The organism is Geobacillus zalihae NBRC 101842, from assembly GCF_001544135.1.
GTDB classification, from domain to species: Bacteria; Bacillota; Bacilli; order Bacillales; family Anoxybacillaceae; genus Geobacillus; species Geobacillus zalihae.
On the sequence record NZ_BCPV01000035.1, the window covers coordinates 1 to 22,305 of the forward strand.

Sequence of the window (22,305 nt, forward strand, 5' to 3'; positions counted from 1 at the left end):
TAGTTCAAAAAGGCAAACGTACAATCTTACGCGATACTTGATTACTAGTAACACTAGTATACTAGTTTTGTTTTTATTATAACGAAAAACCTCCCCATATTCAATACTTTTCTGAAAGTTTTCTATTATTATGGAAGAGGGGAGAACTAAACTCTATTTTTTCCCCTCTTCACTATATAGTATGATTTCAAAGCAACTAGAAATTTAGATATTCACCACCCGCCAAAAAGCCGGTTTGGGGTTGTGTTGTTCATCGAACAAAAGGGGCCAATTTTTTCTTCCTTGCACAGGGAAGTGGTCAAGCCACGTGTGGTCATCGGCAATTCCCCAAAACGTGACATTTTGAATGACATCACGATATTCCTTGAAGAGAGAGAAAATTTGCTCGTACCGCTCTGCCTGCCGTTCGACCATTTCGTTTGTAGGAGCAGCCAAGTCCTTTCGATGGTCGTCAAATTCAAACATCGATATATCAAGTTCGGTAATATGAAGAATCACTCCCAAAGACGCATATCGCTCAATCGCCGCGCGAATTTCATCAAGCGTCGGGCGGGTCAGGCTCCAGTGCGCCTGCATGCCGATGCCGTGAATGGGAATTCCTTTGTCACGCAAAGATTTTACTAGTGTGTAAATTTTCTCGCGTTTTTCCGGAAAACATTCATTATAGTCGTTGTAAAACAGCAACGCCTCTGGGTCCGCTTCATGGGCATAAAGAAACGCCTGCTGAATAAAATCATCGCCGATGATTTGTCGCCACGTTGAGGAGCGCAGCCATTCGCTCCCCTCATCGGCGACCGCTTCGTTGACGACATCCCAACAATAGACTTTCCCTTTGTATCGCTGTACAACCGTGGAGATATGAGATTTCATCCGTTCCAGCAACACATCTCTGCCGACGAAATGCCCTTGGCTGTCTTGAAACACCCAGCTCGGGGTTTGGTTATGCCACACGAGCGTATGTCCGCGAACGGCCATGTGATGAGAACGGGCGAAGTCGATGATTTGATCGGCGATGTCAAACGTAAACCGCCCCTCCTCTGGCTGAAGATGTTCAAACTTCATATGGTTTTCGGCGGTAAGGCTGTTTACATGGCGGATCAACAGCGATTGTTGGGCTTCTAGCGTCACTGGATTGACTGCTGCCCCGATGCGAAAATCATTGGCAAACACTTCGCGAAGGGACGGGATGGATGAGCACATCGTTATTCTCCCTCCTCAAGCCACAAAATACTTGTCACGCCGCGCGGGTAATATTTGCTGCCGGTAATTTCACCCGCGATGATTTGATCACTCCAGCTCCAAATGGATAATGTCGGATGGGTGAGCCAAGCGACATGGGCGGCATCGGCCCGTTTGCCTTGTTCATCCCATTCCCAGCCTAAAATATGACGGGCAATGAACTGACATAGGTAAATTTTACTTAGCCATGAGTTGTTGCTCGTTGAGGAAATTTTCCAGCCTCCATCCGGGAACAGGCAAATTCCTTCCCGCAACACGTATTGCAAATGGTTGCGCAACGCTTGAATATATGCTCCAAAGCGTCCGTTTTCGTCCAACGCTTCATGGCAATTGGTGAAATAAGGGAACACAAGCCCCTCAATAGCCGGAATGATTTTTGAGTCGTTTCCTTCTCCCATGATCGCCGGAATATACCCGTCATCGGTTACATGGCTGACGATCGTCGCGGCGCATTTTTCCGCCTGCTCTCCCGCCAGCGCGGCCAATTCTTCCTTGCCGACATCACGGAACAATTTTTCAAGCGCTACATAGGCCGCCCAACATTTACCTGCTAAATATAAATTGTTGCGGGCTTGGCCGAGGGAAACGTCCAAACTGTCATATGTCGTAATTTCCGCCCCGCCCATCGTGCGGGTGCTGTCGAGTCCCATTACGCCATTTCGTTGTTCCGGATCGGGATGATCGCGGCGAACCATGCTTTCTAGGCATTGCTCCAAAATAGCAAGCCGCTTGTCGCGCCATGCCCAGTCTTTCGTTTGTTCAATGTACACCGCCGCGCAAAGCACCCAGTTGACAAGCTGTTCGTGCGTCATGTGCGAGAAGCAGCCGCTAATGCCATACAGCTCGTATGACGAGTAGTGCGGGCGCGAGAACGTATTGGCTACTCCCATGTCGTGAGTAAAACTGATGCCGCCCGGATATTCTGTCTCTTCTCCCGGAAAACGAACGCGATCCTCGTAACTGTAACGCTCGACGTACAAATCGAGAACATTTTTGACCGTCCATGGATTCAGTTTCAGTTCAAAAAAGAGTTGGTCAACGGTCAAATCAAACGTATTCATCATCCGGTACTCGCCTTCGTTGACCACCCAAATCGGTTTCCCCTCGTGCTCTAACAGCTGCGTATTGCCGTAGTAGCTGCGAATGGCGTGCGCCATCATAAATGTTTGATCATCGGACAGCCATTCTTTTTCAATCAGCTTATTGGAACGGAACGATTGCTCCTTCAATACTTCCGCCTGCTCCAGGGCATAAAGGCCGACTTCCTCAATATTTTGAAAGAAACGGGTATAAAAATAGGAAGCATCCATCCCCGCCGTCACGTACCCGCCTCGGTAAAAACAAACCGCAAATTGATAAGTTTTCTTTTCGCCTGCCGGCACATCGACAATTAAGGCGCCCACTTTGCCAAGCCCAAACGTCCAGTTTTCTTCCAGCTGTGCCGTTAAAATATCTTCCATGCTAAAATGCAACGCGGAGCGAACATCCTCGTCTTTGGAAACGATGCCAACCATTCGTCCTTGCCCAACCCCGCGCAGCTGCGGGCATGTATCATCGATCCGCCGCATCGAGGTATACGGGTCAGTGCCTTCGAATCCGAAAAACGCCCGTCGTGTTCTTGTTCCGTTCGTATTATCGATCGTCATCTCAACAATGACAGCTGGGACCAACGCCAGCTTAAGCTCTTCCTCGGAGGCCGTTTCCGGATCTGGTACGGCCTTCACCGGTGAATAAATCGTCAACGTCAAGTCCCCGGCTTTCCATGTATCCGTGGCAACGCGAAATTCGCGTTCGATCCGCTCTTTCGCAAATGGAATCAGGATGTTTGGTTTTTGCGGATTCGGATCAGGATTTTCAATGTCATATCGTTTGCTTTCATCCTCGCCTGCTGTTTCCGCGAATGGAAGGATATGATACAGCCCCGGCTCATGCGGCGACTCAACGCCAATAAAGACATTTTGCCGTGGCGGTCGGGCAAGTTCCAAATCTAGTCCTCCGCTTTTTCCTGGGAATCCTAGCGTAAAGCTGGCAAACGCCCCAATCGGCGAGTGATGGGCGTTGAAAAATACATTGGTTGGCATGAATAGCTCACTCTCCCCTTTTCTTACTATGCATGCGATCAATCATCAGAGCATCAGAGAACTGCTACTTTTTCATCTACTTCCAGCTTGCAGCTCCAACAATTCGCTAACCGTGACCATTTTGTAACCTTGCGAATACAATTCGGATACGAGTATATTGACAGCCACGATCGTCTGCGAACGATCTCCAAATCCGTCATGAAAAAGCAAGATGCTCCCGTTTTTTATATGGGGGCGACTCTTCCGAACAATATAGTCAACTCCTGGCTGTTCCCAGTCTCGGGCATCCGTATTGAGCGCACCGATCATTTGGTAGCCGAAATGGTTGCACATCGAAACAACAGTTGCATTGTAGTCAAGATAAGGAGGACGGAAAATCCCGGGCTTCGCTCCAGTCATCTCGGTAATGATGGCATCCGTCCACTCCATTTCTCTCAAAGCCTCATCTTCCGTTAGAGAAGTGAGGTTAGCGTGAGAATACGTATGATTGCCAATTTCATGCCCTTGCGCCTTGACCGCCTCTACAACTTCCGGATGCTTCTCCATCTGGCTTCCGATCATAAAAAAGGTCGCTTTTCCAGATGCCTTCTCCAATATCTCCAACACGTTCAATGTATAAACCGGATTCGGTCCATCATCAAACGTCAGGGCGACCAATCTGTGCGGCGTCTCTACATGTTCAATCATTCCTCTATCTTTCCTCCATTGATTCAAATGATGCCAAACCGATAGACCGTCGTTGATGCTCGCTCTTGGCCAGCTGGCAATACGATCGACGGAAACTGCGGATGATGGATCGCATCCGGCAGTCCTTGCGTTTCCAGGCAGATGCCTAAATATTTCCGCGACGACACGCCGCCTAGATCCAACCCTTCCGGCAACTGGTTCGATGTATACACCACCACGCCGACCTCATCCGTCTCCACCGTCAGCACCCGCCCACTCTCCGGATCGGAAAGCACAATCTCTTTGTCATGATGCCGATCGAGCCAAAACGGATGGTCATAGCCCCCGCCAACGAGTGCAATTTGCGGATGCCCGGATTCGACCGCCTCCCGGATCGTCTTTCCTTGCCGCAAGTCAAACGGCGTGCCAGTGACATCCAAGACGCGGCCTGTCGGAATCAGCTCCTCATTCAATTCCAGCACACGCGAGCTTTGGATCGTCAGCGTGTGGTCCAATATATCGCGCTTGCCGTTGCCGCTTAGGTTAAAATACGTATGGTTCGTCAAATTGAGCAAAGTTGTTTTGTCCGAACGAGCCCGGTACGTGACGGTCCATTCGTTGTCATTGTTGAGCCAATATTCCACTTGAACATGAACCGTTCCCGGGTACCCTTCCTCCCCGTCCGGGCTCGTGTACGAAAAGACGACGCCGACCGCATCGTCGCGCTGAACGGGCTCGGCCTGCCACAGCACGCGGTGGAATCCGTTCGGCCCGCCGTGCAGATGGTTGTTGTGTTCGTTTTTCGCCAACCGGTACGTGACGCCCTCAAGCTCAAAGCTCGCTCCACGAATGCGCCCCGCCACCCGGCCGATCACGGCGCCGAAATAAGGGGCGTTCTCAACATACAGTTCAAATCGTCCAAACCCGAGCACGACGTTTTCGATGTTGCCGTTCCGGTCGGGAACTCGGAGGTCCGTCACGATGCAACCGTAGTTTGTCGTGGACAGTTCCATGCCGTGTTCATTTGTCAACGTAAATAAAAGAACATCTTTTTCGTTGAAACAAGACCATGTTTCTTTCCTAATCTGCAACCTCTCTCCCCCTCTCCAACGATGGAAAAAGCAACGATTTGATCATTTTCATCATACTATATTTCATTTAGTTTGTATATAACACAAACAAACTTAACCACAATCACATATGACATCATCCTTTTACCGAACCGGCAACCAATCCTTCAATAATTCGATCGCTCAAGAATAAGTACACAATCAAAATCGGCAAAATGCTGATCACCAAAGTCGCGCCGATCGCCCCCCAGTCGGTGAGATATTGGCCGACAAAATTATTGACTCCGACTGTGATCGTTTTCCATTTTTCCGAACTAATGAACGTGTTGACAAACACAAACTCATTCCAATTGTAAATCATGTTGATAATAGCTGTAGTCGCAAGAACAGGCGCTGTCATCGGCAATGTAATGCGGAAAAAAATGCGATGAACAGAGCACCCGTCCATTACCGCCGCTTCTTCGATTTCGCGCGGCAACGACTGATAAAATCCCAGCAAAATCATAATCGTAATCGGCAAGTTAAAGGTCGTATACGAAAGGATGATCGAAACGGGGTTATCAATCAAGTTCATTTTATTATAAATATTAAACAACGGAATGAGCGTCGAATGAAGCGGGATCATGTAAGCGATCATAAACAGGGCCAATACAACACCTTTGAATTTCCACTCCATTCTGGTCAAGGCGAACGTGACAAAACTGGCTAAAATCAAAGTCAATACAACAGCGACGATCGTATACCAGACACTATTGAAAAAGTATTGGTTGATCCCTCCATCAAACCAAGCATTTATATAATTTTCCCATCGCGGAGATTTCGGCAAAGCGAACGGAGACATTCCAAATACTTCCTGATTCGTCTTCAACGACAATAAGAATAACCATACTAACGGATATAATTGAAGAAGCGCTACGACAACCAAGATAAAGTAAAGAATTCCCATTGCGATTTGTCGTAAAGGAGAACGAGGCTTGGAATCTAAGATTTTCTTTTCTTTCATGGTCAATTCTCCTTTTATTCTTGATTGACTCTCAACATTTTTTGAATCATCCAGGTCGCTCCCATGCTAAGGATGAGCAACCCAAAACCAATCGCACTTCCATACCCGAAGTTGAATTTCCCAAACGCTTCTTTATACATATAAGAAGCAATCACTTCCGTGGCATGCCCCGGGCCGCCTCCGGTCATGACGTAAATCAAATCAAAATATTTCAAAGACCCGACAACGGCTAGAATCACCAATACTTTTAACACCCCAGAAATAAGGGGCACCTTAATTTTGTAGGCAATTTGAAAGGCATTGGCACCATCGATTCTTGCAGCTTCAATCAATTCTTGGGGTACATTGATCAAAGCCGCATACATAATAATGATGTAAAACCCCGCATACTGCCAAACGATCGGGATGAAAACCGAATATAGCGCCATATCCGGATCCGCCAACCAAAGTGGAGTCTCTTTTATCCCAAACATAGACAATAAACTGTTAATCAGCCCATTCATCGGATCAAAAATCTTAATCCAAAGTTGAGCGATGGCGACAGACGACATAAGCATGGGAATAATATAAATTTTTCTAAACAAATTTCCTCCCTTAATTTTGCTCGCCAATATTAAAGAAACGATTAAATAGCCGATCAAACTGAGAACGGAAAACAACGCCAACAAGACGGAGTGCCAGGTGCTCTCCCAAAACAGCTTGTCATGAATAAGCTTTTTATAATTTTCCAAGCCGATGAACTTCATCTGGCCTACCCCGCTCCAATCCATCAATCCATAATATCCCGTCAGCGCAATCGGGATATAAATCAAAAACAAGACAAGGAGAAGCGACGGCAGGACATAAAGAATGATGGCTGTTTTATTGGACATAACATTTTTCATCGCTGATAACTCCTTCTTTACAAATAAGGGGGCATGTGTTGTTCCAGATGCCCCCAAAATTCTTATTTGTTGGCTTCCTCCGCCAACGCGTCATCATGTTGTTTCGCAAATTCTTCTGGCGTGATTTGTTTCCCAAACAGGGCCGTCATTAAGTCATGGTGCAGCTCAGAAACATTCGGGCTTGCTTGGGTGTCAAACCAAGTCGTAATGTTTGTTGCATTGTTAATATCATTCAGGACATCAAGATACATTTGTGGTACGTCCAGTCCTTCTGTATCAACTTTCATAGCCGGAAGAATGCCCGCGCCTTCAACAGAACGTTTTCCCCACTCTTTTACGAGATAAGCCGCAAAATCTTTCGCTTGTTCTTTATGTTTTGAGTTTTCTGCAACGAATGCACCTAACCCAGGACCGCCAACATAACTGTTGATGTCCGTTCCTTTGCCGCCTTCATACAGTGGGAATTTAAAGTAACCAACCTTCTCTTTAAACTCTTGCGGCACATCCGGGCTGGTTGTAAAGTTCGGTAACTCCCATGTGGCCGTTAAGAACATGGCTGCCTTTTCGTTTAGGAAATAACCTTTAGCATCATCATTCGAGAAGGCAGTGTTCCCTTTGACAAAGAACCCCATATCCACAAGATTTTGAACTTCTTTTGCCGCTTTGACAATAGCTGGGTCAGACATTTTCACTTTTCCTTGAATAACATCCGTCAAAATCGTTGGGCCGCCAATTCGGTCAGCGAGGTACATAAACCACATCGATGCCGGCCATCCATCTTTCGAACCAACCGTTGCTGGAATCACCCCATGCTTGATCAACGTTTTCCCAATGTTTTTCAAATCTTCAAAGGTTTTCGGTTCCTGAAGACCATATTTTTTGAAAATCTCTTTGTTGTAGAAAATATACGTGATGTTCATCTCCATTGGAAGCGCATACGATTTGCCGTTAAAGGTGTACGCTTCTACCGTTCCAGGTACAAACTGGTCTTTAAATTCTTTTTCGATAATATCATTTAGCGGCGCAAATTGTCCCCCAGTGGCGTATGGTTCGGCAAAACCATTCGACCACGTCAACCCTACGTCAGGCAATTCATTTGAAGCGGCCAACACTTTTAATTTATCCCGATATTGATCCGGATTTAATACTTCTACATCAATCTGAACATTCGGATGCTTCGCTTCATAGTCTTTAATAATCTCCTCTACAAGATTGTAGTAAGCGGTTGAACTGCCTTTTGGCCAGTCGTGCATAAACTTCAAATGAATTTTCCCGTCTCCGGATTTCCCCTCGCTCGCAGAATCGCTCGACGAAGAAGAACAACCAGACAGCACAATCCCCGCCATCAACATTAGCAAAACCAACCATGTGAACGCTTTCTTTTTCATAAACTGTACCCCCTTTTCTATTCTTTGCTTGCAAATACAGTCTACCATCATCATGAAGGGTGAAAAAGGCAACAACCATTAGGAAAAGTACCAGTATTTTTAGATTACTTTTCTTTTTGACTTTTTCGATAGCTGCTCGGAGTCTTTCCCTCCATTTCCTTAAACAAATGAATAAAATATTTCGCTGTTTTGTAACCGCACTCTTCCGCAATCTCGGATACAGCCATATCAGTCGTCATCAACAGTTCTTTAGCTCGCTGCATTCTTCTTCTTGTGAGATATTCGCTGAATGTGAGTTTCATTTGTTCTTTAAACAACGTGCTAAAATAGCTTGGATTCAAATGGACGTGCTCCGCCACTTCTTTTAGTGATATATCATCTTTTAGATGCCGATCAATAAACTGGATGGCCTCGCGAATCGGTTCACGAGTTTGGGGGTGACGATCAAGGGCATCGATGAGTTTATCGTCAACCAATTGTCTCATCACTCGTTCCCTTTCCTTTTGCTCGGAAACGTGGATCGCTCGTTCTACGGCTTCGAATAATTCGCTTTTTTTCACCGGCTTCAACAAATAGTGTAATACCCCAAGGCTGATGGCTTTTTGCGCATAATCGAAATCAGGGTAAGCAGAAATGAGGATCACTGCCGGAGAATCGTCTTTTTCTCTCATTTTCTCTAACACATCAAGCCCGGTAATTTCCGGCATCCGAATATCTGTCAATAACACGTGCACTCGCTCTTGCCGCAAAATGTCAAGCGCTTCTTGGCCATTGGCAGCCGTTATGATTCGGTGTTTGCCGGAGGCCCATTTTTCCAACAACCGCTTCATCCCTTCTCTCGCCCTCGGCTCATCATCCACAACTAAAATGGTCTTCTCATGCATCATTTTTCACCTCCGTTAACGGGAATTCGAATCGTGACTTTTGTACCTTTGTTTTTATGGCTGTCAATCGTTATGCCATCGCTCGTTTCTTTCTTGTAATAAAGTTGGAGACGTTTTTTCACATTATACAATGCCATTCCTTTTCCTTTCGCTTCTCCTGTATGCATAGCCTGTTTCACCGCCTCGAGCCTTTCTTCATCCATTCCAACTCCATCATCTTCCACCATGATCTCAAGATGACGATCCGAAACCGGTTTGACAGCCACGGTAATGGTACAAGGGGCTGTCCGGTTTTCCGAACCATGCACGACCGCGTTTTCGACTAACGGTTGAATCAACAGTTTTGGGATTTTGACATTTTCCCATTCCTCAGGCAGCGACAAATGCCACTTGATGCGATCGCCAAACCGAAATTTGATAATGTCCATATAATTTTCGATATGGCGAAATTCCTCTTTCAATGTAACCCAATCATCGTTCACATTTCGGCTGATGGTGTAGCGAAACAGCTCTGACATGGACACAACGACATCTGCCAACTCTTCTTCTCCCTTTTCTTCTAATGACCACCGCAGCGACTCCAACGTGTTGTACAAGAAATGAGGGTTGATTTGCGCTTGAAGCGCTTTCAATTCACTTTGGCTGCGAACAATCTCTTTTTGATACACCATTTTGATCAAATGATTCGTTTCTCTCACCAATTGGTTATAGGTGCTATTCAGCTCCCTGATCTCATTGACCGTAACCATTTTCGGATCAACTGTTAATAACCGCTCATTCGCCAGTCTCATCGTTTTGGTTAATTGAACGATCGGCCGCGTAATAATGGTCGAGAGAAGCAGCGAACATAAAAAGTAAACAAGCATCCCGATAATGCCAGCGAAAATGATCCCAAACCGAATGCTGTTCACTCCCTTGGTCAGGGCACTGACAGGCGTTAATATGAAAACGGTGAACCCTTTGTTGGAAGACTGCTTTGTTACCATGTATTCGGTTTGATTTATTACCGTTGCTGACCGTTGATTTAATGAAGATACATCAGTTAAGCTGGAATTATTTGAAAAAATAACCTTTCCTTCCGGATCGGAAACCAATACGTATTGCCCCGTGTTCACCTCAGTAATCGCGAAATACGGCTTGTAAATTCGCACAAGCAAGTATCCCCCGTTGGCAAAATGACGCTCCATCAACGTAATGCGCCGTATCGCTAAATAAAATTGCGGGTTTCGCGGATCTTCTCCGATCCATACAAGTCTGCCTTTCGCGCGATCCGCTTCATAAATCCATTTCACGTTGAGACGTTGAAACATCTTCATAGAACTGTCTAGGGGAAACACTTGCTTTAAATCTTCTGTATAGAGCTCGACAGAGTAAATGCCCTCAGAGTTGGCTTGGATATTATTAACCACACTTTTTAACCTTTGCAATTCTGGAAACGTCACTTTCTCTCCCGCATGGATTCGTTCGAATAATCGCTGGACTTCTTGATTGGTCATCACAAACTTTGTCGCTGTATTCAACTGTTCAAACAATGAATCAATCCGACCGCTCGCTTCAATAGCTGTCTGCTTGATTTGGTTTTCAGCGTTCTTCCGAATCAACAGGGACACTTGCTTGAGCGTGATCATGCTGACGAGAGACAGCACAATCACCATGACAAATAGGAATACGACCAGTATCTGATTTCGCAACGTGTTCCATTTTTTTAAGTAGCTAAGCATGGCGATGTCCCTTCCTAATGGAAAAGAGTATGTGAAAGACAAATCTCTTTAATTACTAGTATAGTGGCTTCCAAATAATTTGTATAGAACACAAACAAAGATTGTCAAAACAAAAAAGCTGGTCGTGCACGGTTCATCAACCATCCGACCAGCTCATTCAACTTCATATTCGTCTTGATTTCCACAGCATTCTATGTGGTGACCAGCAACATCGATACGTCTATTTCTCATTCACCCACACCGTCATCTCCCCTTCCCCACGGTTGCACCAGGCATAATAAGGAATCGCACGGAACGGAACTTGATAGGTTCGGGGTTCAATCGGCCGATACAACTCATCATTCCATGCCGACTCATCGACCCGCTCGGCGGTGCCTGTGATTACCACGACCCCTTCCAGTAAGTCCGGCTCAAAGTGCGCTTCCAACTGGGCATCGCGCGGGAGGAACAAATTTGCCAAATTCGGTTCGTTATCGACTTCTTCCAAACAATACACAATCGGCCCGCGCTGCAACGCAACCTTGCCAGCGTTGGCACGCACTTGGGGATGAGCCTTAATCCGCTCGACCGGCATCGAGAAGTGAAGGACCATTTCATCCCCTTGCCGCCACACTCGACGGATATAAGCGTACCCTTTTTTGGTCAGCGGCGCAATGTCTACGTTTTCCCCATTGATCGTTACCTCCGCTCCCCGGCACCATCCAGGAATGCGCAATCCAAGTGTAAATTCCTGGGCTGATTCCGGCGAAATCGTCAATCGAACCGTTCCATCCCAAGGATAATTCGTCTCCTGCACGATCTCGACTGACCGACCGCCTATTTCCGTTTGAATGTTGCTGCCGACATAAAGGTGGACGAACAACGCATCCGATGTTTGTGAATAAATGTAATGGCCGATCGAGGCGATGAGACGGGCCAAGTTCGGCGGGCAGCACGCACAGCTGAACCATTTTTGCCGCACCGGTTTCACATGGCGTTTGTCATGGCGTTCACATGCCTTCGGCCACACTTCGAGCGGGTTGACATAAAAGAATCTCTTGCCGTCCAAATCCATGCCGCTGATCGTTCCGTTGTATAGCGCCCGTTCCATCACATCCGCGTACTTCCCATCCATCTCCAGTTCCAGCATGCGGCGGGCCCAAAACACTAACGCAATTGACGCGCACGTCTCGGCATAGACCGTATCATTCGGCAAATCAAAATCAAACGTAAACGATTCGCCAAAAGCGCTCGAGCCGACGCCGCCCGTGATATACATTTGCCGTTTCGTCACGTTTTCCCATAACGTTTGGCATGCTTGTTTCAACGATTCGTCTCCCGTTTTCGCCGCCAGTCCAGCCATGGCGGTATACATATAGAGCGCCCGCACCGCATGCCCAACAGCTTGTTTTTGTTCCCTGACCGGAATGTGCGCCTGATGGTAACGATACCCGCCGTCATACCAAAATGGCTTCGTTTCCCCTCTTGCTTCTTTTTCCTGATCAAAGTAATGAGGTTGCTGCCCGCGCTGATCAATAAAATATTGGCTCAGTTTTAAATAGTTCTCGTTTCCAGTCGCCTCATACAATTTCAACAGCGCCAACTCAATTTCCTGATGTCCGTCGTATCCAGGAATTTGGCCTTCCCCGCGGCCGAATACCGTACCGATATAGTCGGCATATTTGCACATAATGTCTAAAAAGCGCCGTTTGCCTGTAGCCTGGAAATAAGCAACTGCCGCTTCGATCAAATGGCCGGCGCAATACAATTCATGGTTGTCCCGCAGGTTGGTCCAACGTTTACCGGGTTCCTTGACCGTATAATACGTGTTGAGATAGCCGTCCGGCTGCTGGGCGCGGCCAAGCAGCTCAATCACGTCATCCGCGAGTGCTTCCAATTCCGAGTCGCGCTTTTCCTCGAGTAAATACGCCACCGCTTCGAGCCATTTCGCTACATCGCTGTCTTGAAAGACCATCCCATAAAATTCTCCATCTGATTCGCCAGCGGCGATGCGGAAATTTTCGATTGCATGGCTTGGTTCAGCGCCTAGGATGCGGTCATTAAGCGCTTCCCACTGGTAAGGAACGACTTCGTTCCGGACGACATCGATATATCGTTTCCAAAACCGATCCTTGACATTTGCCCTTATTGTAGCTTTTTCCACTTTGATTCCCCCTATCATGTTCCTAAAACCCATTCATTTAAAAAGTAGAGAATCGTAAAGCGGTTCGGACGCAATCGATGAGCCTCCCGCAGACTCCGTTCAACCAACGGAAGATCGATGCCGAGTTGTTCCGGGAGAGCGGCCCCTCCTACTTTCTCTAACATAGTTCGAACGCGCCCTGGAGAGGGCAAGGATTCAAGCAGTTTCTGAATAGAAGCCGCATTGGCTTTGAGTCGTTTCCTTGCAGTTTCGTCTATTGATTTCGGCCGTTCTTCTAGTTTGTTCCATAACGGCAAAAAGACGCGTTGATAGTGTTCAATGATCATCGGAGTCGCTACGCCAACCTTCGCCCCGTGCAGCACTTGCCGTTTGTTCCGACGCAAAAATTCCATTTCCCAGTAGTGGGACAGATGGTGTTCCGCTCCCGATGCCGAGTACGATTGCCCCATGAGCAACATCGCAATGCCCGACTGCAGCAACGCATTCATTAATACACGAATCCCTTGTTCACCGCCATCGGCAATGTCATCAATATGGTCGACACATGCTTTGAGAGATTGTTCGGTAAGCTGGTGAACAAATGGACAATAGGGCTCATCGGCCATCCAGTGGGCAAACTGCCAGTCGACCAATGACGTATACTTCGCCACCATATCGCCAAATCCAGCGGCGATCATCTCTTTTGGAGCCCGGGATAACACATCCGTATGAGCAAACACAGCGACCGGCGCCTGTGCTTGAATGGTTTTTTTCACCCCACGAATGATGAGCGGAGCTCCCATTGACGTAAATCCGTCCACCGATGGGGCAGTGGGGACAGAAATGAACGGAATCTTCATTTTATAGCTGCTAAAACGGGTAATGTCATGAATCGTCCCTGCTCCTGCCGCAATGAGAACATCGACATCGTCGGGCGTTTCCAGAAGCACTTGCACAATCGAACGTTCATCGGCGATGACATCCCCATTTTGATCGGGTTGCACGAGGCATATTGTATAGCGGATCGATTTGTTTTCCAGTTCATCACACAATGACTCCCCTGCTGCGGCAAACGTCCGCTCATCGGCCACCACGGCCACCTTCTCATACCGCTTATGACGCAAATAAGCAACGAGCTGCTCAAACGCGTCACATCCCACCGCCATCTGTTCGATCGGGATGTCATAATGACGGTGGCCACAATCGCATTGTTTCACCAATGGCACGATTTCTTCTATTGAATTCACTGCACGATCTCCTTTCCGAGCCCCACGATATCATAAATGGAATCCATCACATAATCCGGCCGTTCTTTTTCCCTCCATGCCTCTAATTCGTTGCGCTTCGTATTTCCTGTCAGCACAAGAGCGGTTTTCATACCGTACATTCTCCCCATGCGAATATCCGATTCCACGCTGTCACCAATGACGAGACAGCGGTTAGGAGGCACCTTCAGCTGGCGCAAAGCGGTTTCGACCATAAAGCAAGAAGGCTTCCCTAACACAAGTTCCACTTTTCGGCTCGCCGCCGCTTCAATCGCCCCGACCATCCCGGCGACATCAATGGCATTTCCATGTTCACTCGGAAATGTTTTATCGATGTTGGTCGCAATGATTCGCGCCCCATGATGGACAGCACGAAATGCCAAATCCAAATCGCGATACGTCATCGTTTCATGCAGCGTGATGATGAGAAAATCCGCGTCTTCCGGAGCCGGTGCCAACGGCACCTGGTGATGCTGCAGCTCTTCACGCAATCCTTCGTCGCCTAACGTCCAAACTTGGCATAGCGGATAATGTTTCCGCAAAAATTGGGCTGTTACCGTTGAGGATAAAATGATGTCTTCCTCCCCGGCCGCAATTCCAAACCGTCCAAGCCGTTCATGGCACATGCGCCGCGACCAATTGCCCCGGTTACTGACGAACACGATTCGTTTTCCAAGAGAACGGAGGTAGGCAACCGCCTCATTCGCATGGGGAATTAGTTCATTTCCTCTCCATATCGTCCCGTCAAGATCGATCAACACCCCTTCGATTTCCTCCATCAAGAGTCATCCGCCTCCTATCCGTCTATGACGTCCGCACACCAAACCGGTAGACCGTCGTTGATGCTCGCTCTTTGCCAGCCGGCAATACGATCGACGGAAACTGCGGATGATGAACCGCATCCGGCAGCCCTTGTGTTTCCAGGCAGATGCCTAAATATTTCCGCGACGGCACGCCGCCTAGATCCAACCCTTCCGGCAACTGGTTCGATGTATACACCACCACGCCGACTTCGTCCGTCTCCACCGTCAACACTCGCCCGCTCTTCGGGTCGGAAAGCACAATCTCTTTGTCATGATGCCGATCGAGCCAAAACGGATGGTCATAACCCCCGCCAACGAGTTCAATTTGCGGATGCCCGGATTCGACCGCCTCCCGGATCGTCTTTCCTTGCCGCAAGTCAAACGGCGTGCCGGCGACATCCAAGACGCGGCCTGTCGGAATCAGCTCCTCATTCAACTCGAGCACACGCGAGCTTTGGATCGTCAGCGTGTGGTCCAATATATCGCGCTTGCCGTTGCCGCTTAGGTTAAAATACGTATGGTTCGTCAAATTGAGCAAAGTTGTTTTGTCCGAACGAGCCCGGTACGTGACGGTCCATTCGTTGTCATTGTTGAGCCAATATTCCACTTGAACATGAACCGTTCCCGGGTACCCTTCCTCCCCGTCCGGGCTCGTGTACGAAAAGACGACGCCCACTGCATCGTCGCGCTGGACGGGCTCGGCCTGCCACAGCACGCGGTGGAATCCGTTCGAACCGCCGTGCAAGTGGTTGTTGTGTTCGTTTTTCGCCAGTTGATATGTGATTCCATCAAGTTCGAAGCTCGCCCCGCGAATGCGCCCCGCCACCCGGCCGATCACGGCGCCGAAATAAGGGGCGTTCTCAACATACGGTTCAAATCGTCCAAACCCGAGCACGACATTTTCGATGTTGCCGTTCCGGTCGGGAACGCGGAGGTCCGTCACGATGCAGCCGTAGTTTGTCGCCGACAGTCCCATGCCGCGGTCGTTTGTCAAGGTGAATAAGAACACGTCGTTTCCATTCCATTCGGACCACTTTTCGTATGTAATGTTCATCTCGATTCTCCTTCCTTTATAACTATAACCGCACGATCGCTCCCGTTTTCATCGATGTGCGGCAAGCATCGAGCGCCCGCGCTTGTTGGATCATGCGCTCCAGCGAATACAACAGCGGCGTCCCTTCGAGAATGGAGCGCGAAAAGTGCTCGATTTGCAGCGCGTATTGATCGCCTGACACCGTTTCCTCGCGTACGTTCCCATCAGCCGTTGCGACCGTAATCCGTCCCTCTCCATCATCCACATCCGGTCGATACGCCCGCGAGACAACGATTTTTCCCTTCGTACCCACTACTTCGTATTCGTTCTGAAAGAGCATATCAAAACTGCACGTGAACTGCGCAAGAACACCGTTTTCCATCCTCATCCATCCGTTCGTCGTTAAATCAACCGAATGGTGTGGATCAAAACAAGATTGGACGAACAGCTCAACAGGCTCGGTATCAAGAATGTGTCTCGTCGAATGCACACAATAGCAACCGACATCGAACAGACTTCCCCCGCCAAGCTCATCGTTCATGCGGATATTCGTTTCCCGGTCTTGCAAGTAAAAGGAGAAATGGGAGCGCATGTACTTAACTTCGCCGATCTCGCCAGCAGCTAGAAGTTGCTTCACCCGCTCGTGCTGCGGGTGGAATTGGTACATGAACGCTTCCATAAATAAAACGCCATTTTCCTCGCACACCTCGATCATGCGCCGGACATCTTCTTCACATAAGGCGGCCGGCTTTTCACAAAGCACGTGCTTTTTCTTCTTCGCCGCTTTGATCGTCCATTCAGCGTGCAGGCTGTTTGGAAGCGGGATGTACACTGCGTCGACATCCGGGTCATCAAGCAGCTGGTCATAGCTGTCATACGCTTTCGGAATACCGAGCTCCTTCGCCGCTTGTTTAGCTTTCCCGCTCTCACTCGCAATGGCCACGACTTCAGCGTAATCCGCCCGACGAATGGCGGGAATCATCACGTCTTTGGCAATGGCAGCTGTACTCATAATACCAAAGCGGACTTTACATCCCATATTTCGTATCTCCTTCCCGTTTTCAAAGGGATAGGCTGGCCATCAGACCAGCCTTCACTTCCTTATCGTTTTCCTAAACGAATGACGTTCCACGACAACTTCGGCAACGTCGCTGACACTTTTCCAGCGGACATCTGAGCGTCGCCGTTGCGATGCGGAACAACCGGGGACGACTGCGCCGAATTCGTTTGTTTCACGTTTTCATGCTCCAAAACGATATGCTCAATGACGCGATAGTCTTCAAAACTGCGAACATCGCATTCGAGCAGCAACGCATCGTCCATATCACGGTTGACGGCAAAAATCGTCACTTCTTCTTTTTCTTCATTGTAAACCGCAATCGATTCTAAGTATGGCACATCGGTGAAGTCTTTGCTGTCGTATTTCGGGCTGGAAACCACCGGATGCAACGCCACTCCTCTTCCATACACAGAGGCATGCATAAACGGATAGTAAATCGTTTGTTTCCATGCCGGGCCATTCTTTTCCGTCATGATTGGTGCAATGACATTCACTAATTGAGCCAAGCAGGCAATTTTCACCCGATCGGCATGTTTCATGAGCGTAATAAGCATGCAGCCGACAAGAAGTGCATCTTCAAAGTTATAAATATCCTCCAACAGAGGCGGCGCGACGGTCCACGGTTCAATTTGCTTATCCGCTTCATTTGAGTGATACCATACGTTCCATTCATCAAACGAAAGATGAATCGTCTTCTTGCTTCGTTTTTTCGCCTTCACATAATCAGCAATGGCCACAACCGAACGGATAAAATCATCCATTTCCAGCGACATCGCCAAATAATTCGCCGTGTCATTATCTCGATTTCCAAAGTATTGATGGAGGGAAATATAATCGACATGCTCATACGTATGATCAAGAACAATCGCTTCCCATTCCGCAAATGTTGGCATATTTCTACCTGAACTTCCGCACGCAACAAGTTCAATTGTCGGATCCACCCATTTCATCACTTTGGCCGCTTCACAAGCGATTCGTCCGTACTCAACGGCCGTCTTATGGCCGATTTGCCACGGACCGTCCATCTCATTGCCTAGACACCATGTTTTAATTTTATGCGGCTCTTTATAGCCGTGGGAAATGCGCAAATCGCTGTAATACGAGCCCGATGGATGGTTGCAGTATTCAACCAAGTTGCGTGCCGCATCAATGCCGCGCGTTCCTAAGTTGACGGCCATATTCACTTCGGCCCCGACCATCTTTGCCCAATCAACAAATTCATTCAACCCGATTTCATTGGTTTCCACCGACTTCCACGCCAAATCAAGACGCCGCGGCCGCTTTTCTTTTGGTCCGACTCCGTCTTCCCAGTTGTAACCGGACACAAAATTCCCGCCCGGATAACGGATAATCGGTACTTGTAACTCTTTCACCATTTCAATGACATCCTGCCGGAAGCCGTTTTCATCCGCTTGTGGATGACCCGGCTCATAAATCCCTCCGTATACCGCGCGGCCGAGGTGCTCGATAAATGAGCCATAAATGCGTTTGTCGATTTCAGCAATTTTGAAGTCTTTTTCGATGATCATGGTTGCTTTTTTTGCGGTCATCTGCGATTCTTCCTTTCTGTTTTTTATTATACTCCCAATCTATTTTTCTCTTCCCCATTTCGGCTTTGCCGGAAACGGGCAACACTCCTTGTTTCCACTTTGCCTGATAGTGGACAAGATACCCGCTATGAGCACATGTCGTGCCGTACTGAAGAGAAGGACAATTTATGCATATACTGACCCTTTTCTCATAAACATCATCAGGAACGAAAAGCTGAAGGATCAATTTGTTCAACAAGTTTAGCCATCATTTTCTGTGTAACAACCGTACTCCCTTCGCAGCCCCGGCACCGTTTTTTCATGTTTTTAGCTGCCTTGATCCTCACCGTAGATTGGCTAAAACAAAACTGTTTCATTTTCATCAAGTATGGGCCGTACCCAAAAAACCAAAGAAGTCCCCTAAGGCATCACGAACTTTTATTCGCTCTGATTGTTTCCAAGTATATCTGCCAAACCCGCCGTTCACTTTGTTTCCCTAGCCGCTGTGTGTGGCGGATTCGCCCGAAATGATGGCTGGGGAAAGACTCCTTCCATAAACCCTGTATCACGATGAACGCACCGGAACAAAGCTGTACGTGGCTTATTCACCAGAATCATCATCTCCGACGGACGTTGTGGAAACGATTGAGTTATGCCACGATGTTCCTATGGGGGAACAACTGACGAACCCCCAACAGGTACTAGTAGAAGGCCGGACGTATTTCAGAATGCATCGGCGAATTTATCGGGCGGCGCCAACTGTTTTTCATTCGTGTGAAGGACAATGTAGAGATCCGTTAAAGAAAAGCCTGAAACACCTTCCATGCATATCATTACCGATTCAAGATGATTTCACTTGTTAGCTAGGAACGAAACAATGCCGTTCTGTCAAGCGTCATCGGGTACGTGATCTTTCAAGATGCAAGTGGTCATGACATTCGTGTTGTGATGAACATTTTGAACTTATCTGCCGAAATCATTACCGATACGGATCAAGGGAGTTGGATCGTTGAGGTGTTTTTTTCGTTGTATGAAGCAATATCTCAATGTCCCAACATTATTTGGTACAACCGAAAACGTAGTATATAATCAATTGTTTGACATTTTCATCACATATCTGTTGTTGAGACGGCTTTATGGTCAAACAAGCAAACGAACGAAGCACCATCTTTCCTCCACTTCTTCCATTTTCCATTTTCCTTCAAGCAAATTCCGCTCGATTGGAAATATCCAAGGGCACCATTGCTTTATTTGAGTATGCTCAAATGTATGGAAGGACCATGTCTAAGTTTTAGATAATCAACACTCGTGGCTTTTCCCCATCTACATTCTCTGTCCCCTTTATTACCTAACAATAAACATTGGCCCCACGCTTACGTAAATAGCGACTATCAAGCAACGACCGACCGATCATCTTTGCATCCGGACTGGGCATGAATGTTATTGCCGCCATTTTGGTCAACTCCCCCAAAAGTTGGATTTCTCTCAAAAAACAGCCCACGTCCATGTACTAGGACGCCTATCATTTGTAGCGGATCAAGGGCTGAGTCAAAACACACTCACGTTTTGAGCCAGCCCTCTTTCATCAACGGAATTTACTTCTCATTCACCCACACCGTCATCTCCCCTTCTCCTCGGTTGCACCAGGCATAATAAGGAATCGCACGGAACGGAACTTGATAGGTTTGGGGGTCAATCGGCCGATACAACTCATCATTCCATGCTGATTCATCCATTCGCTCGGCGGTTCCGGTGATCACTACAACCCCTTCTAGCAAGTCCGGCTCAAAGTGCGCTTCCAGATGGGCATCGCGCGGGAGGAACAGATTCGCTAAATTTGGCCCATTATCAACTTCTTCCAGGCAATACACAATCGGCCCGCGCTGCAACGCGACTTTCCCGGCATTGGCGCGCACTTGAGGATGAGCCTTGATCCGTTCAACTGGCATCGGGAAAACAAGCTCCACTTGATCCCCTTTTTTCCATATCCGTTTGATATAAGCATACCCTTTTTGGATCAGTGGAACCATGTCTACTTTTTCTCCATTGATCGTTAATGTTGCTCCCCGACACCATCCTGGAATGCGCAAGCCAATCGTAAATTCCCCAGCGGATTCCGGCAAAACCGTCAATCGAACCGTTCCATCCCAAGGATAGTTCGTCTCTTGCACGATTTCGACCGACCGTCCACCGAGTTCCGTCCGAATGTCGCTGCCGACATAAAGGTGGACGAACAAGGCGTCTGATGTTTGCGAATAAATATAATGGCCAATCGACGCGATGAGACGGGCCAAGTTCGGCGGGCAGCACGCACAACTGAACCATTTTTGCCGCACCGGTTTCACATGGCGCTTGTCATGGCGTTCGCATGCCTTCGGCCACACTTCGAGTGGATTGACGTAAAAAAACTTCTTGCCGTCCAAATCCATGCCGCTAATGGTTCCATTGTATAATGCCCGTTCCATTACATCCGCGTATTTCCCATCCGTCTCCAACTCGAGCATGCGGCGCGCCCAAAATACTAAGGCGATCGATGCGCACGTCTCCGCATAGGCCGTGTCATTCGGCAAGTCAAAATCAAATGTGAACGATTCACCAAACGCGCTCGAGCCGACGCCGCCCGTGATATACATTTGCCGTTTCGTTACGTTTTCCCACAACGTTTGGCATGCTTGCTTCAACGATTCGTCTCCCGTTTTCGCCGCCAGTCCCGCCATGGCGGTATACATATAGAGCGCCCGCACCGCATGCCCAACGGCTTGTTTTTGTTCCCTGACTGGAATGTGAGCTTGGTGGTAGCGGTAATCATCATGAAACCAAAACGGTTTGGTTTCTCCTCTTGCTTTTTTCTCCCAATCAAAGTAGTGAGGCTGCTGTCCGCGCTGGTCAATAAAATATTGACTCAGTTTAAGATAGCTCTCATTTCCCGTCACTTCATACAGTTTCAACAGCGCCAACTCAATCTCCTGATGTCCGTCATATCCCGGAATTTGACCCTCTCCCCGGCCGAATACCGTGCCGATATAATCGGCATACTTGCACATGATATCCAAAAAGCGCCGTTTGCCTGTGGCCCGGAAATAAGCGACCGCTGCTTCAATCAAATGACCGGCACAATACAGTTCATGATTGTCCCGCAAGTTTGTCCATCGCTTTCCAGGCTCCTTAACCGTATAATACGTGTTGAGATAACCGTCCGGCTGCTGGGCGCGGCTGAGCAGCTCAATCACGTCATCGGCGAGTGCTTCCAATTCCGGGTCACGCTTTTCCTCGAGTAAATACGCGACCGCTTCGAGCCATTTCCCTACATCGCTGTCTTGAAAAACCATCCCGTAAAACTCTCCATCCGATTCCCCTGCGGCAATGCGAAAGTTCTCAATCGCATGGCTTGGTTCAGCACTAGGGATAAGATCATTCAATGCCTCCCACTGATACGGTACAACTTCTTTTCTAACAACATCTACATATCTACTCCAAAACCCTTCAGTAATTTTAATGTTAATGTTATTATTCACCTTTTGTTTCATGCCCCTCATCCTCCATTTTTTATTATTAAA

The 22,305-nt window shown here is 47.9% G+C and carries 16 protein-coding genes and 1 pseudogene; 1 reads left to right on the forward strand and 16 read right to left on the reverse strand.

The window, feature by feature from the left end:
• Positions 1 to 204: 204 nt before the first annotated feature.
• From GZ1_RS10980 to arfA, 15 genes are all read right to left on the reverse strand, one after another.
• The gene (locus GZ1_RS10980; RefSeq protein ID WP_044743638.1) at positions 205 to 1,200 is read right to left on the reverse strand and encodes an endo-1,4-beta-xylanase; all 996 of its coding nucleotides are present in this window, start codon (positions 1,198 to 1,200) and stop codon (positions 205 to 207) included.
• 2 nt (positions 1,201 to 1,202) lie between these two features.
• Positions 1,203 to 3,320: a glycoside hydrolase family 52 protein gene (locus GZ1_RS10985; RefSeq protein ID WP_060788477.1), complete on the reverse strand. Its 2,118-nt coding sequence runs from the start codon at positions 3,318 to 3,320 to the stop codon at positions 1,203 to 1,205.
• Between the two features lie 72 nt (positions 3,321 to 3,392).
• Entirely contained in the window at positions 3,393 to 4,007 is a 615-nt protein-coding gene (locus GZ1_RS10990) for a polysaccharide deacetylase family protein (protein WP_060788478.1), read from the reverse strand.
• 23 nt (positions 4,008 to 4,030) lie between these two features.
• On the reverse strand, positions 4,031 to 5,077 hold the full coding sequence (locus GZ1_RS10995) for an aldose epimerase family protein (protein WP_060788479.1): 1,047 nt from the start codon (positions 5,075 to 5,077) through the stop codon (positions 4,031 to 4,033).
• Between the two features lie 115 nt (positions 5,078 to 5,192).
• Entirely contained in the window at positions 5,193 to 6,059 is an 867-nt protein-coding gene (locus GZ1_RS11000; RefSeq protein ID WP_015374982.1) for a carbohydrate ABC transporter permease, read from the reverse strand.
• Between the two features lie 14 nt (positions 6,060 to 6,073).
• A complete protein-coding gene (locus GZ1_RS11005; protein ID WP_013145180.1) occupies positions 6,074 to 6,943 on the reverse strand; it encodes a carbohydrate ABC transporter permease in 870 nt (289 codons plus the stop codon).
• Positions 6,944 to 7,005: 62 nt separating this feature from the next.
• Entirely contained in the window at positions 7,006 to 8,331 is a 1,326-nt protein-coding gene (locus GZ1_RS11010; RefSeq protein WP_015374983.1) for an extracellular solute-binding protein, read from the reverse strand.
• A gap of 104 nt (positions 8,332 to 8,435) precedes the next feature.
• Positions 8,436 to 9,215 (reverse strand): response regulator transcription factor, encoded by a 780-nt coding sequence (locus tag GZ1_RS11015; protein WP_060788480.1) that lies wholly within the window; start codon positions 9,213 to 9,215, stop codon positions 8,436 to 8,438.
• Positions 9,215 to 10,936: a sensor histidine kinase gene (locus tag GZ1_RS11020; protein WP_060788481.1), complete on the reverse strand. Its 1,722-nt coding sequence runs from the start codon at positions 10,934 to 10,936 to the stop codon at positions 9,215 to 9,217. The genes GZ1_RS11015 and GZ1_RS11020 overlap by 1 nt, the downstream gene beginning before the upstream one ends.
• A 220-nt stretch (positions 10,937 to 11,156) precedes the next feature.
• Complete coding sequence (locus GZ1_RS11025) at positions 11,157 to 13,097, reverse strand: glycoside hydrolase family 127 protein (RefSeq protein ID WP_174520685.1); 1,941 nt, start codon at positions 13,095 to 13,097, stop codon at positions 11,157 to 11,159.
• Positions 13,094 to 14,305: a sn-glycerol-1-phosphate dehydrogenase gene (locus GZ1_RS11030; protein ID WP_015374987.1), complete on the reverse strand. Its 1,212-nt coding sequence runs from the start codon at positions 14,303 to 14,305 to the stop codon at positions 13,094 to 13,096. The genes GZ1_RS11025 and GZ1_RS11030 overlap by 4 nt, the downstream gene beginning before the upstream one ends.
• Positions 14,302 to 15,102, reverse strand: coding sequence for an HAD-IIA family hydrolase (locus GZ1_RS11035; protein ID WP_015374988.1), 801 nt, complete (start codon positions 15,100 to 15,102; stop codon positions 14,302 to 14,304). The genes GZ1_RS11030 and GZ1_RS11035 overlap by 4 nt, the downstream gene beginning before the upstream one ends.
• Positions 15,103 to 15,127: 25 nt before the next feature.
• The gene (locus GZ1_RS11040; RefSeq protein WP_060788482.1) at positions 15,128 to 16,180 is read right to left on the reverse strand and encodes an aldose epimerase family protein; all 1,053 of its coding nucleotides are present in this window, start codon (positions 16,178 to 16,180) and stop codon (positions 15,128 to 15,130) included.
• Positions 16,181 to 16,202: 22 nt separating this feature from the next.
• Complete coding sequence (locus GZ1_RS11045; RefSeq protein WP_060788483.1) at positions 16,203 to 17,198, reverse strand: Gfo/Idh/MocA family protein; 996 nt, start codon at positions 17,196 to 17,198, stop codon at positions 16,203 to 16,205.
• A 62-nt stretch (positions 17,199 to 17,260) separates the two neighbouring features.
• Positions 17,261 to 18,769, reverse strand: coding sequence for an arabinosylfuranosidase ArfA (arfA, locus tag GZ1_RS11050; protein WP_060788484.1), 1,509 nt, complete (start codon positions 18,767 to 18,769; stop codon positions 17,261 to 17,263).
• A gap of 417 nt (positions 18,770 to 19,186) precedes the next feature.
• On the opposite strand from arfA, the pseudogene GZ1_RS19630 reads away from it, so the two are divergent.
• Positions 19,187 to 20,043: pseudogene (locus GZ1_RS19630) on the forward strand (transposase); the annotation flags it as partial.
• Positions 20,044 to 20,343: 300 nt separating this feature from the next.
• On the opposite strand, the gene GZ1_RS11055 reads toward GZ1_RS19630, so the two are convergent.
• On the reverse strand, positions 20,344 to 22,275 hold the full coding sequence (locus tag GZ1_RS11055) for a glycoside hydrolase family 127 protein (protein ID WP_015374992.1): 1,932 nt from the start codon (positions 22,273 to 22,275) through the stop codon (positions 20,344 to 20,346).
• Between the last annotated feature and the right edge of the window lie 30 nt (positions 22,276 to 22,305).